We start from the raw sequence: 20,743 nt of genomic DNA, 5'->3' as shown, positions 1-20,743 counted from the left end.
GATCCGGATCGACGCACCCGGTCGATTGGCCCGGCATCCGGGCCATCGGTTACCCTGGACAGGTTGCCCGGCGGGTTGCCCGGCGACCAGGACAACCAATCCAGGAGATTCCCGTGGCTAGCGTGTGCGACGTATGTGGCAAGAGGCCGGGCTTCGGCCACAACGTTTCCCACTCGCACCGGCGGACCAACCGGCGCTGGAACCCCAACATCCAGACCGTGCGTACCCCGGCCGGTGGCGGCAACACCAAGCGCCTGCAGGTGTGCACGTCCTGCCTGAAGGCGGGCAAGGTCGTCCGCGGCTGACGCCGCGCTGACATCCCATCGCCGCCGGTCCTGAGGGCCGGCGGCGATTTGTGCTGCCGGCCCTGACGGGTAACCCCAGCGGGCCGGCGGCGATCTGTGGCGCCGGACCTCACGCGACAACCCAGCGGGCCGGCGGCGATTCACCTGCGGCAGGCCACGCCGCCGGGCCAGGCACTGCGAGGGCCGCGCCGCCAGGGCCGGCTCAGAGATCCCGGCCGTAGGACCGGACGTCCGGTTCGTCCTTGTAATAGCCGAAGTTGTCGATCAGCCGGTACCCGGCCCTCTCGTAGAGCGCGATCGCCTCGGGCTGCAGGCCGCCGGTCTCCAGGATGGCCCGGGTGCGGCCGGCCGCCTTGGCCGACTCCTCGACCGCGCGCAGCACCGCCATCGCGACGCCCCGGCGCCGGGCCGAGGCCAGAGTGAACATCCGCTTGATCTCGGCGGCGTCGCCGTCCAAGTGAAACGTGCGCCAGCCGCCACAGGCGACCGGCTCGCCGTCGAGCCAGGCGACGAGGAAGGCTCCCCGGGGCGGATCGAACTGCGCCGGATCGACCGGGGTGTCGTCGCCGGTGCCGCCGTACCGGTCGGAGAGGTCGGCCATGGCCGCGCTGACAAGGGTACGGGCGACGGGGTCCAGGTACCCCGTCGGAACGATCTTCAGCTCACTCACTGGCCCAAGGGTACGGGGCCCGATCAGCGGAAATGCTCCCAGCCCAGCGGACCGTCCCCGTACGGCTTACCGTCCACGGTCACCCCGCTGCCCTCGGACACGCTGCCGATGATCTGGAACAGTTCGGGCGGCTCGACACCCGGCGGAAATGTGGCCAGCAGGGCGTGATCGTCGCCACCGGTCAGGATCCAGCTGTACGGGTCGACGCCGAGCGCCGCCGCCGCGTCGCGCATCTGCTCGGGGATCGCGAAGGCGTCCCGGTCGATGTCGAGCACCACCCGGCTGGCGCTGGCCACGTGCCCAGCGTCGGCCAGCAACCCGTCCGACACGTCGATCATGCTGGTCGCGCCGAGTTCGGCCGCGGCCGGCCCGGCGGAGTACGGCACGGCCGGCCGGCGGTACGCCTCGACCAGCGCCTTCGGCGTCCGGAAGCCCCGCGACAGCACCGTGTACCCGGCCGCTGCGTACCCGATCCGGCCAGCCAGCGCGACGGTGTCGCCGGCCCGCGCGCCGGACCGCAGCACCGGCTCGCGCCCCCGCAGGTCGCCGAGCGCGGTGACCGCGACGGTGAGCACTGGACTGGCCGAGATGTCCCCGCCGACCACGGCGGCACCGGCCCGTTCGGCCTCGGCGGCGAGCCCGTCGGTCAACTCCTCGGCCCAGCGCACGTCCAGGTCCGGCGGCCCGCAGAAGGCCACCAGGAGGGCGTTGGGTACCGCGCCCATGGCCGCGATGTCAGCCAGGTTCGCCGCGGCGGCCCGGTGGCCGACGTCGAGCGCCGATGACCAGTCGCGACGGAAATGCCGGCCTTCGACCAGTACGTCGGTCGAGGCGACCACCCGGCCGTCGGGCACGGCCACGATCGCCGCGTCATCCCCCGGACCGAGAATCGTGCTGGGTTGGGCGCCCAACCGGGCAGTTATCCGGGCGATCAACCCGAATTCGCCGGACTCAGCGACGCTCATCGACGAAATTCTCCTCTCCACGTGCTCGGGCTCTTGCGGTAGTTTCACGGCAACCTGCGAGCTTGCCGTGAAGAGGGGGCGTGACGTGGTCCAGGCGTACATCCTCATCCAGACGGAGGTGGGAAGGGCACGCGACGTGGCCGCGACCATCACGGATATTGCCGGGGTCGTCCGGGTCGACGCGGTGACCGGGCCGTACGATGTCGTCGTGCTCACCGAGGCCCACACCGTCGATGAGCTGGGAAACATGATTGTGAGCAAGGTGCAGTTGGTCCCCGGGATCACCCGCACCCTCACCTGTTCGGTGGTGCGACTGTAGATGGCTGACCAGGCAACCCGCGGTGCCGCACGGCTCGCCGCGTTCGTCGCGGTGCCGATCGCCCTGGTTGTCGGCCTGGTCGCGTTCAAGGTGCTGAGCGGCCACGTCGGCTCGGCCACCCCCGGCCCCCAGGCCACAAGTCCGGTGCCGATGGCGGCGCCCGCGCTGGCCGACCAGCCTGCCACGATCTGCCGGGCGCTGATCGCCAAGCTGCCCGGCCAGATCCAGGGCAAGCAGCGCCGGCCGGTCACCGCCGGCCCGGAGCAGAACGCCGCGTACGGGGACCCGGCCATCACCCTCGGCTGCGACGCCGGCCCGCAACCGGCCGTCCCGGCGACGGCCACCGTCTATCCGCTGTCCAACGTCTGCTGGTACGCCCAGACCGGCAAGCACTCCTCGACCTGGACGACGCTGGGCCGCTCGGTACCGGTACGGATCACCGTGCCCAACGGGTACGACCAGCCGGGCCAGCTGGTCATCGAGTTCTCGAATCCGGTGGCGGCGGCCGAGCCGACCGTCACGAGCGGCCTGCCGACCGGCTGCCAGGACGTCACGGGCTGAGCCACCCCCGGCCGGACACCGGCGTCGGCGGTTGGCCGTCCCGGTCCGGACCCGTCAGTGCAGGCCGGAGCCCCGGCGCAGGGCGGTGCGGATCAGGCGGGAGACCAGCTTCGGGTACTCCAGGCCGGTGGCCGCCCACATCCTCGGGAACATCGACGTGCTGGTGAACCCGGGCATCGTGTTGATTTCGTTGAGGTAGATGTCCAGCTCGGGCGTGACGAAGAAGTCCACCCGGGCCAACCCGGCGCAGTCCAGGGCGGCGAAGGTCCGGCAGGCGTACTCCTGGACCTGGCGGCTCACTTCGGGCGGCAGGTTGGCCGGGATGTCGTACTCGCTGGACCCGTCCAGGTACTTCGCCTCGAAGTCGTAGAAGTCGTGATCGCCCTGTACCCGGATCTCGGCGAGCAGCGACGCCTCCGGGGTGCCGTCGTACTCCCCCTCGAGCACCCCGCACTCGACCTCGCGCCCGGTGATGCCCTCCTCGATGAGCACCTTCGGGTCGATCGCGCGAGCGGTGGCGACGGCCTCGTCCAGGTCGGCCCAGTCGTCGACCTTCGTGATGCCGCAGGACGAACCGGCCCGGGCCGGCTTGACGAACACCGGCAGCTTGAGCTTTTCCCGGTCGGTGGCGGACAGGGACTGACCGGCTCGCAGCACGACATACGGCCCAGTGGGGATGCCTTCGGACACCGCGAGCTTCTTGGTGAATTCCTTGTCCATCGCGGCGGCGGAGGCGAAGACGTTCGCGCCGACGTACGGGATGCCGGCCATCTCCAGCAGCCCCTGGATGGTGCCGTCCTCGCCGTAGGCACCGTGCAGCACGGGAAAGACCACGTCGACATCGCCGAGCGCACGGGTGCCGTCCGCCGCGTCCACCACCATCAGGCCGTTCGCGGTCGGGTCGCCGGGAAGTACCACGGCGGCACCGGACCCCGCGGTGATCTCGGGCAGCTCGCCACCCGAGATGGCCAGGTGCTCCCGACTACCGTCAGTGAGGACCCACTGACCCTCACGAGTGATCCCGACCGGTACCGTCTCGTACTCGTCCGGGTCCAGGGCACCGAGGATGCTTCCCGCGCTGACACAGGAGATGGCGTGCTCAGGGCTGCGACCGCCGAAGACGATGGCGACGCGGATCTTTCGTGGGCTCGTCACCCCGGTGACCCTACTCTGCGTGGCGGCATGGCGAAGGCGCATGAGCGAGCGAACGCGAACGAATCCCGTCCCGACCGCTTAGCCGGCCGCCGCGCCCCGCGCCTCGTTCAACGCGGCGTCGATGTCGAGCAACAGATCCTCGGTGTCCTCAATGCCACAGGACAGGCGGATCAAACCCTCGGGTACAGGATCGCCCCATTGCGCGCGGCGATCGGCACTGGTGTGCGTGCCGCCGAACGAGGTCGCCGCGTAGATCAGCTTCGCCGCGTTCAAGAACCGGGTGGCGTGCGCCGCGTCCGGCAGGGTGAAGGTGACCACACCCGGGATCCGGCGCATCTGCCGGCTGGCCACCTCGTGCGCCGGGTCGCCGGGCAGGCCGGGCCAGCGGACCGACAGCACCTCGGGCCGTCCGGACAGCAACCGGGCGATCGCCGCCGCGTTGGCCGACTGGCGGCCGAGCCGGAGGTCCAATGTGGACAGAGAGCGGTGAGCCAGCCACGCCTCGAACGGGCCGGGTACCCCGCCGGTGTCGTCCCGCCAGGCGCGCAACCTGCCGGCCAGCTCGGGGGCGGCGACGGCGTACCCGAGCAGGACGTCGGAGTGCCCGGTCAGCGCCTTGGTGCCGCTGGCCACCACCAGGTCAGCACCCAACTCCAGCGGCCGCTGGCCGAGTGGGGTGGCGGTGGTCGAGTCGACCGCGAGCAGCGCGCCGGCGGCGTGCGCGGCAGCCGACAGCTCGGCGATGTCGCACACGTCCAGGCCCGGGTTGGCCGGCGTCTCCAGCAGCACCATCCGTACCTCGTCGAACGGCGGGTACGGGCCGGCGGTGGGTACCTCGCGGACGGTCACCCCGGGCAGCCTGGCCGCGAGCGCGCGGGCCTTGTAGTACCCGTCGGATGGCATCACCAGCGTGTCGCCGGGGGCCAGGTGGGTCAGCAGGGCGGCCGAGATCGCCGCCATGCCCGAGGAGAAGACCACGCAGTCTCCGCCCTCCAGACCGCCGATCGCGGCCTCCAGGGCACGCCAGGTCGGGTTGTCGACCCGCCCGTAGCCGTTGGCCGCCGCCGACGGGCCGGACTCCGGGTCCAGGTGGTACGGCGCGGCGAACACAGGGCCGGGCAGGAACGGTTGGCCCGGCTGGGGCTCGGGCAGGCCGGCATGCGCCGCAGCGGTGCCGTCGCCGAAGCCGCTGCTCCGACCGGGGCCTTGGGTCGAGGTCATCCGACCATCATTCCGTGCCGTACCGGGCCGTCGAATCGCCCCGGCGGAAATGTGGGGGCGGTCGCCTCCCGGGCGTACCGGTTACTCGGACTTGGTCTCCCGGCTCATCAGCGCGGTGACCGCCACCCGCGGGTCGGCGCCTTCGTGGCAGACCAGTTCGACCTGCTCGGTAATGGGCATCTCGACGTCGTGGCGGCGGGCCAGATCCCGGATCGCCAGGCAGCTCTTCACTCCCTCGGCCGTGGACCGGGTGGCGGCCTGCGCCTGTTCCAGCGACTCGCCGCGGCCCAGGTGCTCGCCGAAGGTCCGGTTGCGCGACAGCGGCGACGCGCACGTGGCCACCAGGTCGCCGAGGCCGGCCAGGCCGGCGAAGGTGAGCGGGTCGGCACCGAGCCGGACGCCGAGCCGGGCGGTCTCGGCCAGCCCGCGGGTGATGAGCGTGGCCTTCGTGTTGTCCCCGAAGCCGAGCGCGGTGGCCATCCCGTAGGCGAGCGCGATCACGTTCTTCACCGCGCCGCCGAGCTCGCAGCCGACCACGTCGTCGTTGGTGTACGGGCGGAAGTACGGGGTCGCCACGGCCTTCTGCACGGCCGCCGCCCGGGCCGCGTCCAGGCAGGCGATGACCGAGGCGGTCGGCTGCTCGGCGGCGATCTCCGCGGCCAGGTTCGGCCCGGACAGCACCGCCACCCGGTCGGGATCGACGCCGGCGGTCTCCACGATGACCTCGGTCATCCGCTTCGTGGTGCCCAGCTCGATGCCCTTCATCAGGCTGACCAGGGTGGCGTCCGGCTCGATGAGCCCGGCCCAGCCAGCCAGGTTGGCGCGCAGGGTCTGCGACGGTACGGCGAGCACCACCAGGTCGGCGCCGGCCAACGCGAGCGCCGGGTCGCTGGTCGCGCTGACCAGGTCGGGCAGCCGGAGGTCGGGGAAGTAGTCGGGGTTGGCCCCGGTCGCGGTGATGGCCTGTGCCACCTCGGGACGGCGGGCCCACAGCGTCACCTCGGTACCCGCGTCGGCCAGCAACTTGGCGAACGGCGTGCCCCACGATCCGGCACCGAGAACGGCCGCCCGCTTCATGCCGTCTTCCCCTCGTCGGTGCGCCTCGCGGCGCTTGGCTGTTCCGGAGCCGTCTCGCCGCGGACCTCGGCCAGCATGTCCCGCAGTACCGTCATGATCTCGTCGGTGATCGCGTACAGGTTGGCCGCCGTCGGCTCGACACCCTTCCACTTCGAGAGGTCGATCGGCGGTCCGGCGATCACGGTCACCGGGGTGCGCGGGCGCAGCCGGACCTTCCGGGTCCGGGGATCCAGGATCGTCTGAGGCCCCCAGGTGATGATCGGCACCACCGGTGCCCCGGTCCGCAGGAACAGCCGGGCGACCCCGGTCTTGCCCCGCTGCGGCCACAGCTCGCCGGATTTGGGCGTCGTACCCTCCGGGTAAATGATCACTCCCTCGCCGTCCTGGAGCGCGGCGGCGGCCGCGTCCAGCGACTTCACCGCGTCCGCGGTGCCCCGGTATACCGGGATCTGCTTGACCGCGCGCAGGTAGGGGCCGAGCAGGGGGATCTTGAAGAGGCTGGACTTGGCCAGGAACTGCGGCCAACGCCCGGCATCGAAGACGAAATGGGCCAGGATCAGCGGATCGGCCTCGGACACGTGGTTGGCCGCGATGATGACGCCGCCCTGGTCGGGCATGTGCTCCAGCCCCGACCAGGTCCGTTTGGTCAGCACGAACATGGCTGGCTTGACGGTGACCATCGCCAGTCCCCGCCAGAATCCGAGCCTGCGCCGCACGGCTCCTCCTCGATCATCGGCGAAATGCCGGCCCGTCCGGCGCCGCCATCAGCGCATCATGCCTGGCGCGGGTACCGGCTGGCCAGCGCGGGTCCCCCCGACCGCCAGCGGCGCCCAGGACATCGGGCCGCCAGCGGCTCCGACGGGCATCGGACCACCGACGGCGAGGACGGGCATGGACCGCCGGCGACGACGGAGGAGGTGCCGCGGTCGAGCGGTCCGGGGCCGGTCGGCGCGGCGTCGCGGTCAAGCGGCCGGGAACGCCAGGACCGACCGTCGCAGGCCGGGAGGGACAATGCGACGGTGGGGTTGGTGTGGTCTGCGGTACTGCCGGTGAAGCGGCTCGAGTCGGCCAAGACGAGGCTGCGTGGCGCGTTGCCCGGAGTGGCGCACGACCGGCTGGTGCTCGCCCTGGTGCAGGACACCGTGGCCGCCGTGCTGGCCTGCCCCGATGTGGCGCACCTCATGGTCGTGACCAGCGCACCGGCGGTGGCCGGGGCGGTCAGCGCGCTGGGCGCGCGGGTGGTGCCCGATGCCCCGGAGGCCGGGCTGAACCCGGCGTTCGCGTACGGCGCCCGGTTGGCCGGCGACGCTCCGGTGGTGGCGCTGGCGGGCGACCTGCCCGCGCTACGGCCGGCCGAACTGAGCGCGGCGCTGTCGGCGGCCGGCGGGCGGCGCTCGTTCGTACCGGATGCCGCCGGTACCGGGACCACGCTGCTCGCCGCGCCGGACGGTTCCCTGCTGGATCCCCGGTTCGGGCCCGGATCGGCGGCCGCACACGCCGGATCGGGTGCCACCACGCTGGCCGGGCCGTGGCCCAGCCTCCGCCAGGACGTGGACACCGGAGCGGACCTGGCCGTGGCGGCCGCGATCGGGCTCGGTACCCAAACGGATGCGCTCTACCGTTCCCGACCCGGGCGCGGGTCGCGGTACCGTTCTGGCATGCAGGGCACGGTGGCCAGCTACGACCCGGACGGGCGCTCCGGCACGGTACTGCTCGACGACGGCACCGAGCTGCCGTTCCCCGCGGCCGCGTTCGACGCGTCCGGCCTGCGGCTGCTGCGGCCGGGCCAGCGGGTACGCCTGGAGCGCCGGGACGGCGAGGTGACCGCGCTCGGGCTCGTCACGATGCCCGGGAGTGCCGGCCCCCTGCGGTGACGCGTACCGCGTTCCGACGCGCTGCCCGAGTTTTCCACGAAGGCCGTTTCACGTTCACCCAGATCGGGTCATGATTGCGACGTGAGTGCCTCTCCCAATCCGCCCACGCCGCCCCGCCAGCGCCGAGCAGCCGCCCCCGACCAAGTCTCCGACCCGGCCGCACGTACCGGATCCGGAGGCGCCGACCCGGGTCGCACGCGGCGATCGGCGGCCACGGACCCGCCGCCGGCCCGGAAGCCTGCCCGGCGCACGGACTCCGCGACCACCGAGACCGGAACCGCCCCACGGCCCAGATCCACCCGCCAGGGGGCGACGGCGGCCAGCCGGGCCACTCGGGCAGGCGCCGCGACGGCGACCGACGGCGCCACGCCGGCCAGCCGGGCCACCCGGGCGGGCGCGGCGGCGGATGGCGCCACGCCGGCCCGAACCGCGGCCGGCACGGGACAAGGCACCCGGGCTCGCTCCACCGGACGGAAGGCCGCGGTCGCCGAGACGGATCGGACCGCCGAGGCCACCCCCACCACCCGGGTCGCCGGAGCGGCCGCGGCCGTCGAGGCCACCGAGACCAAGCCGACGCGGCGGGCCAGGGCTGCGACCCGGCCCGCTGTGGCCACCGGCGACGCGGAGGCGAGGCCGGCGGCACAGCGAGCAGCGGCGAAACGACCGGCGGCGAAGCAACCGGCTGTGCGGCGACCGGCGACGAAGGGGCCGGACGGTGCCGGCGAGGACAGCCCCGCCGTGGACGCTGCCGCCGTAGACAGCGCCGGCGAGGGTAGCGCCGCTCTGAACGGTGCCGGCGAGGACAGCCCCGCCGTCGACAGCGCCGCCGTCGACAGCGCCGCCGAGGACAGTGTCGCCGAGGACAGCGCCGCCGGGATGGCGGCGCCTCGTGGCGGGGTCGAGGATCCCGGGGCCGTTGAGATCCAGCGTGAACTGGTGCCGCTCCCGGAGGCGGAAAGCGTTGACCCGGACCGGTCCGGAGCGGTCGAGATCGAGGCGTCCGGACCCGAACTGGTCGTACCCGAGCACCCCGCCCCGCAGGCGTTCGAGCCCGGCATGCCGCCGCCGGATCAGGCTCCGTCACCGCTGTCCGAACCGCTGCCCGACGACCGCTACCTCAACCGCGAGCTGTCCTGGCTGGACTTCAACGCCCGGGTGCTGACCCTGGCCGAAGATCCGATGAACCGGCTGCTGGAACGGGCCAAGTTCCTCGCCATCTTCGCCAGCAACCTGGACGAGTTCTACATGGTCCGGGTCGCCGGCCTGAAGCGCAGGCTGCAGACCGGCCTGCCGATCCGCAGTGTGGACGGCCTGTCCACAAGGGAGCAACTGGAGGTGATCGCGGAGCGCAGCGCCGATCTGGTCGGCCGCCACGCTCGCTCGTTCACCAGCGACATCCAGCCGGCTCTGGCCGCCGAGGGGATCCACCTGGTCCGCTGGTCGGATCTCGATCCGGGCGAGCGGGACCGGATGCGCGACTACTTCCGCGACAAGGTGTTCCCGGTACTCACCCCGCTGGCGGTCGACCCGGCGCACCCGTTCCCGTACATCTCCGGGCTGTCGCTGAACCTCGCCGTGGTGGTCCGGGACCCGGGCGGCGGGCCGGAGCTGTTCGCCCGGGTCAAGGTGCCCAACAATGTGCCCCGACTGGTGACCGTGGAGTCCGCTCGGCGCTACCGGTTCCTGCCCGTCGAAGACCTGATCGCCGCGCACCTGGGCCAGTTGTTCCCCGGGATGCAGATCCTGGAGCACCACCTGTTCCGGGTGACCCGCAACGCGGAGCTGGAAGTGGAGGACGACCGCGACGAGGACCTGCTCCAGGCGCTGGAGCGGGAGCTGGCCAGGCGCCGGTTCGGTCCGCCGGTCCGGCTGGAGGTCGCGTCGACCGTCTCCGACCACGTCCTGGAGCTGTTGGTCCGTGAACTGGACATGGACGGTCACGACGTGCTGCGGGTACCGGGGCTGCTCGACCTGTCCGCGCTGTGGCAGGTGTACGAGGGGGTGGACCGGCCGGACCTCAAGGACCGCCCTTTCGTACCGGCGACCCACCCGCGCTTCGTTGAGGGCGAGACGCCGCGCAGCGTGTTCGCGACCCTGCGCGACGGCGACATCCTGGTACACCACCCGTACCACTCGTTCTCCACCAGCGTGCAGCGCTTCATCGAACAGGCCGCCGCCGACCCGAACGTGCTGGCCATCAAGCAGACCCTGTACCGCACCAGCGGCGACTCGCCGGTGGTCGACGCGCTGATCGACGCCGCCGAGGCCGGCAAGCAGGTGGTGGTACTGGTCGAGATCCAGGCCCGGTTCGACGAGGTGGCCAACATCGGCTGGGCGCGCAAGCTGGAACGGGCCGGCTGCCACGTGGCGTACGGCCTGGTGGGACTCAAGACACACTGCAAGACGGCGCTGGTGGTTCGTCAGGAGGGCAACCAGATCCGCCGGTACGCGCACATCGGGACCGGCAACTACCACCCGAAGACGGCCCGGCTCTACGAGGATTTCGGGCTGCTCACCGCTGATCCGGAGGTCGGTGCCGACCTGACCGACCTGTTCAACGTGCTGACTGGGTACAGCCGGCAGACCGCGTACCGGCGGCTGCTGGTGGCACCGCACGGGGTCCGGAGCGGGATCGTCGAACGGATCGAACGCGAGGCCAAGTTCGCGGCGGAGGGACGCCCGGCGCTGGTACAGATCAAGGTGAACTCGCTCGTCGACGAGGAGGTCGTCGACGCGCTGTACCGGGCCAGCCAGGCCGGTGTGCGCATCGATCTCGTGGTGCGCAGCATCTGCACGCTGCGTCCGGGGGTACCGGGCCTGTCGGAGGGCATCCGGGTGCGCTCGATCCTCGGCCGGTTCCTGGAGCACTCGCGAGTCTTCCGGTTCGGCAACGACGGCGATCCCGAGATGTGGCTCGGCTCGTCCGACCTCATGCACCGCAACCTGGAGCGCCGGGTGGAGGCGCTGGTCCGGGTCACTGACCCGGCGAGCAAGGCGGAGCTGACCGAGGTGCTGGACCTGTCGATGAGCGAGGAGATCACCGCGTTCGAGCTGGGACCGGACGGCAGCTGGTGGCTACGCAGCGGGCAGTCGCGGGACGGGAGCCGGCACTCGGAGCACCTGCAGAGTGCGTTGCTGCACCGCGTGATCGACCGCACCGACTGAGCGCAGCCGGAGCCGGGTTGTGGCGGAGGCGAGCACAGTCCACAAGGAGACCACTGAGCGCAGCCGGAGCCGGGTTGTGGCGGAGGCGAGCACAGTCCACAAGGCCACCGACTGAGCGCAGCCGGAGCCGGGTTGTGGCGGAGGCGAGCACAGTCCACGGCCGCACCGACTGAGCGCGGATCCGGGCGGATTGGGCCGGCGCGCAACCGGTCGAAAGCCGCCCGGAAGGGGCTAGGCTGCCAGGATGTTGGAGGAGGAGCGCAAGTTCGACGTCGATCCGCAGTTCGTCCTGCCGGACCTGACCGAGGCGCTCCCGGCCCGTGCCCAGGTCGTGCCGCGCCCGTCCGTCTCGCTGCGCGCGACCTACTACGACACCGATGACCTGCGGCTCGCCCGCGCCGGGGCTTCACTGCGCTTCCGGCGCGGGGACGAGAAACCGTGGACGGTGAAGTTGCCCACGGGGGTGCCGGGGATACGCCACGAGATCTCCCGTACCGGCCCGTCCGACACCATCCCGGAGGAGCTGGCCGGGCTGGTCACCGCGTACGTCCGGGGCGCGGCGCTGTCGGCGGCGGCCGTGTTGGACACCACCAGGCAGGTGTACGAGCTGCGTGACCGCGCCGGCGAACTGCTCGCCGAGCTGGACGACGACCTGGTCGCGGTGATGGAGGGCGGGTCGGTCCGCCGCAAGTTCCGGGAGATCGAGGTCGAGCGCCACGAGGGCGGGAGCAAGCTGCTCGGCCGGGTCGCCGACGTGCTCACCGCCGCCGGGGCGGTGTCCGGCCAGTTCCTGCCGAAGCACGTGCGGGCGCTGAACGCCACCGGGCCGGCCGATCTCACGCCGCCAGCCGGGACGCTGCCACCCGGCGCGGACGCCGGACAGGTGGTGACCGAGGCGATCCGGGCCGACATCGGTCGCATGCTCGCCCACGATCCCCTGGTCCGGCTCGGCACACCGCTGCCGGACGGGGACACCGCGGTACACCAGATGCGGGTCGGCTGCCGGCGGCTGCGCACCGACCTGCGTACCTTCCGGCCGTTGCTCGACCCGGACTGGGCAGACCGGCTGCGCGCCGAACTGTCCTGGATCGCCGAAGCGCTCGGCGGTGCCCGCGATGTCGAGGTGCTGCGCGCTCGGCTGCGCCGCACCGCCGCCCGGGATCCGCTGTCGCCGCTAGATCCGGACGCGGTCGCCAGGTTCGACGCGGAACTGGAAGCCCGACACTCGGCCGCGCTGGCCGCTCTCGCCGAAGCGATGAGCGGGAAACGGTACCTGGCTCTGCTGGACCGCCTCGTCGACGCGGCCGCGGCGCCCCGGCTGGCCGGCGTCGCCGCCGACACGGCCCGGGATCTGCTGCCCCGCCTTGCCGGGAAGCCGTGGCGCCGGCTGGCCGACGGGTCTGCCGGGACGGTCGCTGCCGGATCGCTCGACCCGCTGGGCCCCGACGAGGAGTGGCACGACGTCCGGATCCGGGCCAAGCGGGCCCGGTACGCGACCGAGGCCGTGGCCGCCGTACTTGGCGGTAACGCGACGAGCCTGGCCCGGAGAATCGGTGAGGTGCAGGAGTTGCTGGGCGAGCATCAGGACGCGGTCATCGCGGCCGACACGTGGTTGGCGATTGCCGAGGCGCACCCGGACGACCACCGCCTGGCGGTGGCCGCGGGGCGGCTCGTGGAGCGGGAGCGCGGCGTGGTCCGCGAGGTGCGGGCCCGGTTCCCGGAGACGTGGGCGGCGGCCAGCCGACTGGAGCCCCGCGAGTGGCTGCGGTGAGCGGGCGGCCCGAGGGCACGGTACGGGCGGCCGGCGGCGTGGTGTGGCGGGAGACCGCGCGCGGCGACGTCGAGATCGTCCTGGTGCACCGGCCACGGTACGACGACTGGACGCTGCCCAAGGGAAAGCTGGAGCCGGACGAGCACCCGGTGCTGGCCGCCGTACGGGAAGTCTGGGAAGAGACCGGGATCGAGGGCGTCCCGCAGGTACGGCTCCCCACGATCGGGTACCTGACCGGGGAACCGGGCGTGGACAAGGCGGTGGACTTCTGGTCCATGCGGGTACGCGCGGACCACGGCCGGGAACCGGATCACGAGGTGGCCGAGGTGCGCTGGGTGCCGGTGACCCGCGCCCAGTCCCTGCTGACGTACGCGCACGACCGCGGTGTGGTGGCCGCGTTCGCCGCGCTGCCCAGGGTCACCGGCGAGGTGGTGCTGGTCCGCCACGCGCATGCCGGGTCGCGGCACGCCTGGCACGGGACCGACGAGCTGCGGCCGCTGGATTCGCTCGGAGTACGGCAGACGGCCGCCCTCACTCCGCTGCTGAGGGCGTTCGAGCCGGTCCGGGTAGTCTCGGCCACCCCCCGGCGCTGTCGGGACACTGTGGACGGCCTGGGGCCGCCGGTGGCCGTGTGCCGGGCCTTCGACGAAGGGTCCGCCGAAGGCATCCCGGGTGCGGTGGAAGCGTTGCTGGCGCTGGCCCGGGAGGCGACTCCGGCCGTGGTGTGCAGTCAGGGCAAGGTGATCCCGCCCACGCTGTCCGCGCTGCGGCCCGCCAACACCACCGCGATCGAGGCATACGACACCCCGAAGGGCACCGGCTGGCTGTTGGCGTTCGCCGGCACCGACGCGGTGGCCGCGGATCCGCTGGTACCTCTGACTCCCGGCCCGTGACGCGCCGAAGGCGCCCGTCGCCGTGACGGGCGCCTTCGCTTTGGGGCTGAAGGTTGCGCGGGCTCAGCGAGCCTTGCGCGCCGGGGCCTTCTTGGCCGCGGCGGTCTTGGCCGGCGCCGTAGCCGTCTTGCGAGCGGTGGTCGACGCGGCACGCGTGGTCTTGGCGGCAGTCTTCTTAGCGGCCGCCGTCTTTGCCGGTGCCTTGGTTGCCGTCTTCGTAGCGGTGGCCCGTCCGGTGGTCGCCTTGGTGGCAGCCTTCTTCGCCGGTCCGGTGGTCTTCTTCGCCGCCGAAGCCGCCCGCGGCACCTTGCCGCTGGCCACCTGGTCCTTGAAGCTCGCACCGGCGCGGAACGCCGGTACGGAGGTCTTCTTCACCTTGACGCTCTCGCCGGTCCGCGGATTGCGAGCGGTACGCGCGGCGCGCACCCGCTTTTCGAAGACACCGAAGCCGGTGATCGCCACCTTGTCGCCCTTGGTGACCGCCGACTGGATCTCAGCGAGTACCGCGTCGAGCGCCGAGGCCGCCGACTTCTTGTCCCCCAAGCGGACCGCGAGCGCATCGATGAGCTCGGCCTTGTTCACGACATTCCCTCCCGTACACATTGTTGGCCTCAATGCGGCCATTCTGCGCGCACGGTATGCCCTTCGCGCCAAAAGCACAAACATCTGGCAGAAAAAAGCCGTTGTGTCGTAACGGAAACTCCCCCGGTCGGCTGAGCAACCGGGGGAGTTCCAGGGGTTCGCGGGCTAGGCGACGGCGGGCTTGAAGCGCAGCCTCGACGTCTCGTACTCGCCGATCGCAGCCTCGTGCCGCAGCGTCAAACCGATGTCGTCCAGCCCCTCCATCAACCGCCAACGACTGAAGTCGTCAAGGGGAAAGGAGCAGGTCAGGTCGCCTGCGCGGACTTCACGAGCACCGAGGTCGACAGTCACCGCAAGGCTCGGATCCGACTCCACCGCGTCCCACAACATTTCGATGACTGTCAATTCAAGCTCGACCGGCAGGAGCCCTTCCTTGAGCGCGTTGCCGCGGAAGATGTCGCCGAAACGCGGCGCGAGGACCGCCGCGAAGCCCCAGTCGCGCAGCGCCCACACGGCGTGTTCACGCGATGACCCCGTGCCGAACTCAGGCCCAGCAACGAGAATCGATGCCCCCGAATATCTTTGATCGTTGAGAACGAATGCCGGATCGGCGTCCCGCCACGAGCGGAAGAGCCCGTCCTCGAACCCGGTGCGGGTGACCCGCTTCAGGTACACCGCCGGAATGATCTGATCGGTGTCCACGTTGGACCGGCGCAGCGGAACGGCCGTACCTGTGTGGACGGTGAACTTTTCCATAATTCCTCCAAAGAAGCCGCCGGACGGCGCTGCCCCGGCCCGGTGGCCGGATCGGCGCGCCGCGCCCGGATCGGCGTACTCAGTTCAGGTCGGTCGGCGCGGCCAGGTGACCGAGGACCGCGGTCGCGGCGGCGACGGACGGCGAGACCAGGTGAGTGCGCCCGCCCTTGCCCTGCCGGCCCTCGAAGTTGCGGTTGGACGTGGACGCGGAACGCTGGCCGGGCTCGAGGATGTCCGGGTTCATGCCCAGGCACATCGAGCAGCCGGCGAACCGCCACTCCGCGCCGGCCTCGGTGAAGACCTCGTTCAGGCCCTCCTCCTCGGCCGCCGCCCGTACCGCCGCGGAGCCCGGTACGACCAGCATCCGGACCCCGCCGGCCACCTTGCGGCCACGCAGCACGTTGGCCGCCGCCCGCAGGTCCTCCAGCCGCCCGTTGGTGCACGAGCCGACGAACACCACGTCGATCGGCACCTCCCGCAGCGGCGTGCCCGGCGTCAGCGCCATGTAGTCCAGAGCCCGCGTCGCCGCGTTGCGCTCCGCCTCACTTCCGAAGTCGGCCGGATCCGGCACCCGGGCCGACAGCGGCGCGCCCTGTCCCGGGTTCGTGCCCCAGGTGACGAACGGCGTGATAGCGCTGGCGTCCAGCGTCACTTCGGTGTCGAAGGTGGCCCCCTCGTCGGTGGCCAGCGTCCGCCAGTACGCCACGGCCTCGTCCCACGCCTCGCCCTTCGGCGCGTACTCGCGGCCGGCGAGGTACGCGAAGGTGGTCTCGTCCGGCGCGACCATGCCGGCCCGGGCACCCCACTCGATCGACATGTTGGAGACGGTCATCCGGCCCTCCATGGAGAGCTTGCGGATCGCCTCGCCCCGGTACTCCACGATGTGTCCGCGCCCGCCGCCGGTGCCGACCTGAGTGATCAGCGCCAGGATCAGGTCCTTGGCGGTCACCCCCTCGGCCAGCTCGCCGACAACGTTGACAGCCATGGTCTTCGGCCGCGCCTGGGGCAGCGTCTGGGTCGCGAGCACGTGCTCGACCTCGCTCGTCCCGATGCCGAAGGCCAGCGCGCCGAAGGCGCCGTGGGTGGACGTGTGCGAGTCGCCGCACACGATGGTCATGCCCGGCTGGGTGAGTCCGATCTGCGGACCGAGCACGTGCACGACCCCCTGTTGGGCGTCGCCGAGCGAGTGCAGCTTGATTCCGAATTCGGCGCAGTTCTTGCGGAGCGTTTCGATCTGCGTCCGTGACACGGGATCGGCGATGGTCAGCAGGTTGTCGGTCGGCGTGTTGTGGTCTTCGGTCGCGATCGTCAGATCCGGCCTGCGGACCGGCCGGCCGGCCATCCTCAGTCCGTCGAACGCCTGCGGGCTGGTCACCTCATGGACCAGATGCAGGTCGATGTAGAGCAGGTCCGGCTCGCCCTGCGCGGACCGGACTACGTGTGCGTCCCAGACCTTTTCGGCCAGGGTCCGCGGTGTTCCGTCGGGTACTCCCACCATCTGGACATCCTAAAGTTTGGGAGGTATGTTTCGCCTTATGGGACACAGTATGAGCGGTGTCGGCGTTCTCGACAAGGCGGTCGTCATACTGGCCGCCTGCGTAGACGGCGCCAGCCTGGCCGAACTCGTCGAGCGGACCAAGCTGCCACGGGCCACCGCCCATCGCCTGGCTCAGGCACTGGAGATCCACCGTCTACTGGTGCGCGACCAGCAGGGGCGCTGGCGTCCCGGCCCGCGACTGGGCGAGCTGGCCAACGCGGCACCCGATGTCCTGTTGACCGCGGCCGAACCGATGCTCACCGCGCTGCGCGACGCGACGGGCGAAAGCGCCCAGCTCTACCTTCGCCGGGCGGACGAGCGCATCTGCGTGGCCGCGGCCGAGCGGGCCAGCGGGCTGCGCGACACGGTACCGATCGGTGCGGTGCTACCGATGACGGCGGGCTCTGCGGCCCAGGTGCTGCTGGCCTGGGAACCGCCGGAGGCGGTCATGCCGCTGCTGCCCCGGTGCAAGTTCACCGGCCGCACGCTGGCCGAGATTCGCCGGCGCGGCTGGGCCCAGAGCGTCGCCGAGCGTGAGCTGGGGGTGGCCAGCGTCTCAGCGCCGATCCGGGACCGCACCGGCCGGGTGATCGCCGCGATCAGTGTGTCCGGGCCGATCGAACGGCTGGGGCGCCGCCCCGGCGAGCGGCACGCGATGGCGGTGGTCCGCGCGGGGCAGCGGCTGTCCGGACTGTAGGACCGACGACGACCGATCGCGCCGCACGGCCGACGCACGAGCAACGACTCGTACCCGGCCGGCGGCGCGAAGTCGCCTACGGGCCGCCCGCCGGAGCCAGCCCGGCCGGTCGGCGCGTGGCCCCAACCCAAGCAGGGCCCCAAACACAAGCACGGCCACGAACAGGCGCGGCCACGAGCACCGGAACGGCCACAAACACATGCGGCCACAAACACAAATCGCCTCCCCTGCTGGGAAGGCGATTTCTGTACCAAAACTTGGTAGCCCCGACCGGATTCGAACCGGCGCTACCGCCTTGAGAGGGCGGCGTCCTGGGCCACTAGACGACGGGGCCAAGACTGTCTTGCGGGCTGGGGTACCAGGACTCGAACCTAGACTAACTGAACCAGAATCAGTTGGGCTGCCAATTACCCCATACCCCACCGGCACCGTTGTCCGGCGCCGGAAGAAGACTCTACCTGACGCTCATAGGCGAGCCAAATCGGATCCGGTCAGTCGAGTGTCGCAACCCGGTTGGCCAGCACTCCGAGCCCGCCGATCGACACCGTCACGGTGTCCCCGGCGACGATCGGGCTGACTCCGGCCGGCGTACCCGTCAAAATCACATCACCCGGGAGCAGCGTCATGATGTGCGACACATAGGACACCAGGGTGGGTACGTCGAAGATCATGTCTTTGGTCCGGCCCAGCTGGCGGACCTCCTCATTGACCTCGCAGCGCACCTCGACGTCGTCCACCGCCGCATCCGTGGTGATCCACGGGCCGATCGGGCAGAACGAGTCGAAGCCCTTCGCCCGGGTCCACTGGCCGTCCTGCCGCTGCAGGTCGCGCGCCGTGACGTCGTTGGCGCAGGTGTACCCGAAGACCGCCGCCGCGCCCCCGGCCCGGTCGACCCGCCGCGCACCGGCCGCCCCGATCACGACCGCCAGCTCCGCCTCGTGCTCGACCTGCTTGGACTGCGGAGGGAGCCGGATCACATCGTTCGCCCCGATGACCGACGTCGTCGGTTTCAGGAACAGCAATGGCTCCTTGGGGACGTCCGCCCCGTGCTCGGCCGCGTGCTCGGCGTAGTTGCGTCCGACACACACCACCTTGCTGGGCAGGATCGGCGAGAGCAGCCGGACGTCGGCGACCGCCCAGCGTTCGCCGGTGAACCGCAGCTCCCCGAAGGGGTGGCCGTCGATCTCGGCGACGGTCAGCGCCTCGGGGCCGGCGTCGGCCTCGCCCTCGACGGCACCGAATGACAGGCCCTTGGCATGCACAAAACGAGCGATCCGCACGCCCCCAATCTAGCCGGACCGCGGCGAGCCACAATGGCGGGTGTGACCAAAGGGGTACTCGAGTCCGGGCGGCACGGGCACCGCGCCGCGCACGGGCGGCCGGCGCCATGAGGACGCTGGCCGCCGCGGATTGGCAGCCGCTGGCGCGGGAGCACGCCCGGCGGGCCGACTCCCTGACCGCCGCGCACCGCGACCGGCGGGCGGCCGGCGAGCGGCACGCGATCGAGGACTTCATGTTCGACTACTACGGCACGAGGCCCGCCCGGCTGCGCCGGTGGCACCCGGGCGCCGGGGTGAGCCTCGGGCCGGCGGCGGACGGACCGGCCGAGCAGGCGGCCTGGCGCTGGTACCGGACGGACGACGGCGGCCGGGTGAGCCTCGACATCGACCAGTTCCTGGCCGACCGGGGCGAAGCGGTCCGCTTCATCCGTGACCTGCTCCGGTCGCTGGCCGCGAAGCCGGCGTTCACGGGCTGCTTCGGCATGCACGAGTGGGCGATGGTGTACCGGGAGCGGGAGCACCGCCACCCGCTGCCGCTCCGGCTGGGCCAGGCCGGCACCGATGCCGTCGTGGAAAGCACCCCGATCCGGTGCGCCCACTTCGATGCCTTCCGGTTCTTCACCCCGGAGGCGGTGCCGCTGAACCGGATCCAGCCGACCCGGGCGCGCGAGGTCGAGTTCGACCAGCCAGGCTGCCTGCACGTCGCGATGGACTGCTACAAGTGGGCGATGAAGCTGGGGCCGGCGGTTCCGGGCGACCTGCTCCTGGACTGCTTCGAGCTGGCCGCCGAGATCCGGCTGCTGGACATGCGGGCGTCGCCGTACGACGTGTCCGGGTACGGCCATCAGCCGGTGGCGATCGAGACCCCGGAGGGGAAGGCCGAGTACGTGGCCCGTCAGCGCGAGGCGGCACAGCGCACGGCTGGCCTTCGGGCCCGGCTCATCGCGGCCTGCGAGGCCCTGGCCTGACCGACCCCTGCCTGCGGGACGCTGGCCCGACCAACCCCGTCACTTGAGGATGTTCACCGCCCGGGCGACCACGAGCGCGACCGTCACCAGGGATATCAGCGACTGGAACATCATGGCCAGCTTCGCCCATCGGGACAGCGGGAGCGTGTCCGTCGGGCTGAACGCGGTCGCGTTGGTGAACGACAGGTACAGATAGTCCACGAAGCCCGGCTCCCAGTCCCGCCGTACCAGCTCCGGCACGGTCATCTGAGAGAACAGGAAGTCCGGGTGGATTTTCCGGGCGGAGGCCCGGGCCGCCGGGCCGCCCCGGTCGAGTTCCCAGTACCAGAGCGCGAACACGATCACGTTCATCAGCCAGATCCCGCCGCCGGTGAGCAGGAGGTGGACGGGATCCTTCGTGGCGGTGCCGTGCAGCAGCCGCCATACCAGCGTCATGGCCGACCACGCGACCGCGATGCTCGCGGCGGTGACCAGCAGCAGGCCGGCCGCCCGCAGCAGCGGGGACTCGCGGTTGAGCCGGACCGGGTTGCCGATCGACAGCAGGACGAGCAGCACCACCTCCAGCGCGGGCACCAGGTACTCCGGGTGGAGGCTCAGCTCTATCGCGATGGCCACCTGGAGGGCGATGACCACCAGGACCGCCGTGGCCACCGCGAAGCGGTTCTCCCCCTGGGTCTTGCGCAGCCACGCCGGCAGGTAGTGCGTCACCCGCCCGGCGTTGGTCTTCCCGAGGCCGGCCAGCAGCTCCAGCCGGGCCAGCCGGACCTTCAGCGCGGCGTGCTGCGCCTCCTCCCTGCCGTGGTCGAGCAGGTGCTCCCGCTCGTGTTCGGACTCGAACGCCTGGAGTTCCGGCTCTGCGTCGCTGTCGCGGTGTTCGTGCTCGGGCGGTTGGATCACGCCGCTCATTGTGTACCCGCCCGTCACCTGTCGCCGCTCGCTACCGTTAG

19 protein-coding genes, 2 tRNA genes and 1 pseudogene are annotated in these 20,743 nt (G+C 71.6%); 9 read left to right on the top strand and 13 right to left on the bottom strand.

The window, feature by feature from the left end:
• Nucleotides 1–113: 113 nt before the first annotated feature.
• On the top strand, nucleotides 114–305 hold the full coding sequence (gene rpmB / locus Raf01_RS08820; RefSeq protein WP_203917249.1) for a 50S ribosomal protein L28: 192 nt from the start codon (nucleotides 114–116) through the stop codon (nucleotides 303–305).
• Nucleotides 306–507: 202 nt separating this feature from the next.
• Here rpmB and Raf01_RS08815 read toward each other — a convergent pair whose 3' ends face one another.
• Nucleotides 508–975 (bottom strand): GNAT family N-acetyltransferase, encoded by a 468-nt coding sequence (locus Raf01_RS08815; RefSeq protein WP_203917248.1) that lies wholly within the window; start codon nucleotides 973–975, stop codon nucleotides 508–510.
• A gap of 23 nt (nucleotides 976–998) precedes the next feature.
• Nucleotides 999–1,940, bottom strand: coding sequence for a thiamine-phosphate kinase (locus Raf01_RS08810; protein ID WP_203917247.1), 942 nt, complete (start codon nucleotides 1,938–1,940; stop codon nucleotides 999–1,001).
• Nucleotides 1,941–2,025: 85 nt separating this feature from the next.
• On the opposite strand from Raf01_RS08810, the gene Raf01_RS08805 reads away from it, so the two are divergent.
• Together Raf01_RS08805 and Raf01_RS08800 are read left to right on the top strand one after the other, a co-directional pair.
• Nucleotides 2,026–2,259 (top strand): Lrp/AsnC ligand binding domain-containing protein, encoded by a 234-nt coding sequence (locus Raf01_RS08805; protein ID WP_203917396.1) that lies wholly within the window; start codon nucleotides 2,026–2,028, stop codon nucleotides 2,257–2,259.
• A complete protein-coding gene (locus Raf01_RS08800) occupies nucleotides 2,260–2,820 on the top strand; it encodes a DUF3515 family protein (protein ID WP_203917246.1) in 561 nt (186 codons plus the stop codon).
• 54 nt (nucleotides 2,821–2,874) lie between these two features.
• Here Raf01_RS08800 and Raf01_RS08795 read toward each other — a convergent pair whose 3' ends face one another.
• From Raf01_RS08795 to Raf01_RS08780, 4 genes are all read right to left on the bottom strand, one after another.
• A complete protein-coding gene (locus Raf01_RS08795) occupies nucleotides 2,875–3,975 on the bottom strand; it encodes a D-alanine--D-alanine ligase family protein (protein ID WP_239133470.1) in 1,101 nt (366 codons plus the stop codon).
• Nucleotides 3,976–4,053: 78 nt separating this feature from the next.
• Nucleotides 4,054–5,196, bottom strand: a complete 1,143-nt coding sequence (locus Raf01_RS08790) for a cystathionine gamma-lyase (RefSeq protein WP_203917244.1) — start codon at nucleotides 5,194–5,196, stop codon at nucleotides 4,054–4,056.
• Nucleotides 5,197–5,277: 81 nt separating this feature from the next.
• Nucleotides 5,278–6,273, bottom strand: coding sequence for an NAD(P)H-dependent glycerol-3-phosphate dehydrogenase (locus tag Raf01_RS08785; protein ID WP_203917243.1), 996 nt, complete (start codon nucleotides 6,271–6,273; stop codon nucleotides 5,278–5,280).
• The gene (locus Raf01_RS08780) at nucleotides 6,270–6,953 is read right to left on the bottom strand and encodes a lysophospholipid acyltransferase family protein (RefSeq protein ID WP_203917395.1); all 684 of its coding nucleotides are present in this window, start codon (nucleotides 6,951–6,953) and stop codon (nucleotides 6,270–6,272) included. The genes Raf01_RS08785 and Raf01_RS08780 overlap by 4 nt, the downstream gene beginning before the upstream one ends.
• A 339-nt stretch (nucleotides 6,954–7,292) precedes the next feature.
• On the opposite strand from Raf01_RS08780, the pseudogene cofC reads away from it, so the two are divergent.
• The 4 genes and pseudogenes from cofC to Raf01_RS08760 all read left to right on the top strand — a co-directional run.
• Nucleotides 7,293–7,889: pseudogene (gene cofC, locus Raf01_RS08775) on the top strand (2-phospho-L-lactate guanylyltransferase); the annotation flags it as partial.
• 1,134 nt (nucleotides 7,890–9,023) lie between these two features.
• Complete coding sequence (locus Raf01_RS08770) at nucleotides 9,024–11,312, top strand: RNA degradosome polyphosphate kinase (RefSeq protein WP_203917394.1); 2,289 nt, start codon at nucleotides 9,024–9,026, stop codon at nucleotides 11,310–11,312.
• Between the two features lie 244 nt (nucleotides 11,313–11,556).
• Complete coding sequence (locus tag Raf01_RS08765) at nucleotides 11,557–13,083, top strand: CYTH and CHAD domain-containing protein (RefSeq protein ID WP_203917241.1); 1,527 nt, start codon at nucleotides 11,557–11,559, stop codon at nucleotides 13,081–13,083.
• Nucleotides 13,071–13,976, top strand: a complete 906-nt coding sequence (locus tag Raf01_RS08760; RefSeq protein ID WP_239133469.1) for an NUDIX hydrolase — start codon at nucleotides 13,071–13,073, stop codon at nucleotides 13,974–13,976. Before Raf01_RS08765 ends, Raf01_RS08760 begins: the two co-directional genes overlap by 13 nt.
• Nucleotides 13,977–14,039: 63 nt before the next feature.
• Here the strand turns inward: Raf01_RS08760 and Raf01_RS08755 are convergent, their stop codons facing one another.
• From Raf01_RS08755 to leuC, 3 genes are all read right to left on the bottom strand, one after another.
• Entirely contained in the window at nucleotides 14,040–14,558 is a 519-nt protein-coding gene (locus Raf01_RS08755; protein WP_203917240.1) for an HU family DNA-binding protein, read from the bottom strand.
• Nucleotides 14,559–14,723: 165 nt separating this feature from the next.
• Nucleotides 14,724–15,314, bottom strand: coding sequence for a 3-isopropylmalate dehydratase small subunit (gene leuD, locus Raf01_RS08750; RefSeq protein WP_203917239.1), 591 nt, complete (start codon nucleotides 15,312–15,314; stop codon nucleotides 14,724–14,726).
• A gap of 79 nt (nucleotides 15,315–15,393) precedes the next feature.
• Nucleotides 15,394–16,812, bottom strand: a complete 1,419-nt coding sequence (gene leuC, locus Raf01_RS08745) for a 3-isopropylmalate dehydratase large subunit (protein WP_203917238.1) — start codon at nucleotides 16,810–16,812, stop codon at nucleotides 15,394–15,396.
• A 49-nt stretch (nucleotides 16,813–16,861) separates the two neighbouring features.
• Here leuC and Raf01_RS08740 point away from each other — a divergent pair, with 49 nt between their 5' ends.
• The gene (locus tag Raf01_RS08740; protein WP_203917392.1) at nucleotides 16,862–17,548 is read left to right on the top strand and encodes an IclR family transcriptional regulator; all 687 of its coding nucleotides are present in this window, start codon (nucleotides 16,862–16,864) and stop codon (nucleotides 17,546–17,548) included.
• 258 nt (nucleotides 17,549–17,806) lie between these two features.
• Here the strand turns inward: Raf01_RS08740 and Raf01_RS08735 are convergent.
• From Raf01_RS08735 to Raf01_RS08725, 3 genes are all read right to left on the bottom strand, one after another.
• Nucleotides 17,807–17,882, bottom strand: a tRNA-Glu gene (locus Raf01_RS08735).
• A 16-nt stretch (nucleotides 17,883–17,898) separates the two neighbouring features.
• A tRNA-Gln gene (locus tag Raf01_RS08730) sits at nucleotides 17,899–17,970 on the bottom strand.
• Between the two features lie 69 nt (nucleotides 17,971–18,039).
• Complete coding sequence (locus tag Raf01_RS08725; RefSeq protein ID WP_203917237.1) at nucleotides 18,040–18,828, bottom strand: fumarylacetoacetate hydrolase family protein; 789 nt, start codon at nucleotides 18,826–18,828, stop codon at nucleotides 18,040–18,042.
• Between the two features lie 107 nt (nucleotides 18,829–18,935).
• Here Raf01_RS08725 and Raf01_RS08720 point away from each other — a divergent pair, with 107 nt between their 5' ends.
• Entirely contained in the window at nucleotides 18,936–19,796 is an 861-nt protein-coding gene (locus Raf01_RS08720) for a 3-methyladenine DNA glycosylase (RefSeq protein ID WP_203917236.1), read from the top strand.
• A gap of 39 nt (nucleotides 19,797–19,835) precedes the next feature.
• Here the strand turns inward: Raf01_RS08720 and Raf01_RS08715 are convergent, their stop codons facing one another.
• The gene (locus Raf01_RS08715) at nucleotides 19,836–20,693 is read right to left on the bottom strand and encodes a DUF1345 domain-containing protein (RefSeq protein ID WP_239133468.1); all 858 of its coding nucleotides are present in this window, start codon (nucleotides 20,691–20,693) and stop codon (nucleotides 19,836–19,838) included.
• Between the last annotated feature and the right edge of the window lie 50 nt (nucleotides 20,694–20,743).

This window comes from Rugosimonospora africana (assembly GCF_016862975.1).
GTDB lineage: Bacteria > Actinomycetota > Actinomycetes > Mycobacteriales > Micromonosporaceae > Rugosimonospora > Rugosimonospora africana.
Note: the sequence above shows the minus strand (reverse complement) of the source record. Positions and strands in the feature narration are given on the sequence as shown.

What these genes read in the sequence shown, in the direction of transcription:
- Raf01_RS08810 (WP_203917247.1), bottom strand. Translation starts at nt 1,940, where the DNA reads ATGAGCGTCGCTGAGTCCGGCGAATTCGGGTTGATCGCCCGGATAACT.
- Raf01_RS08800 (WP_203917246.1), top strand. Translation starts at nt 2,260, where the DNA reads ATGGCTGACCAGGCAACCCGCGGTGCCGCACGGCTCGCCGCGTTCGTC.
- Raf01_RS08790 (WP_203917244.1), bottom strand. Translation starts at nt 5,196, where the DNA reads ATGACCTCGACCCAAGGCCCCGGTCGGAGCAGCGGCTTCGGCGACGGC.
- Raf01_RS08785 (WP_203917243.1), bottom strand. Translation starts at nt 6,273, where the DNA reads ATGAAGCGGGCGGCCGTTCTCGGTGCCGGATCGTGGGGCACGCCGTTC.
- Raf01_RS08780 (WP_203917395.1), bottom strand. Translation starts at nt 6,953, where the DNA reads ATGGTCACCGTCAAGCCAGCCATGTTCGTGCTGACCAAACGGACCTGG.
- Raf01_RS08770 (WP_203917394.1), top strand. Translation starts at nt 9,024, where the DNA reads ATGGCGGCGCCTCGTGGCGGGGTCGAGGATCCCGGGGCCGTTGAGATC.
- Raf01_RS08765 (WP_203917241.1), top strand. Translation starts at nt 11,557, where the DNA reads ATGTTGGAGGAGGAGCGCAAGTTCGACGTCGATCCGCAGTTCGTCCTG.
- leuD (WP_203917239.1), bottom strand. Translation starts at nt 15,314, where the DNA reads ATGGAAAAGTTCACCGTCCACACAGGTACGGCCGTTCCGCTGCGCCGG.
- leuC (WP_203917238.1), bottom strand. Translation starts at nt 16,812, where the DNA reads ATGGTGGGAGTACCCGACGGAACACCGCGGACCCTGGCCGAAAAGGTC.
- Raf01_RS08740 (WP_203917392.1), top strand. Translation starts at nt 16,862, where the DNA reads ATGAGCGGTGTCGGCGTTCTCGACAAGGCGGTCGTCATACTGGCCGCC.
- Raf01_RS08720 (WP_203917236.1), top strand. Translation starts at nt 18,936, where the DNA reads ATGAGGACGCTGGCCGCCGCGGATTGGCAGCCGCTGGCGCGGGAGCAC.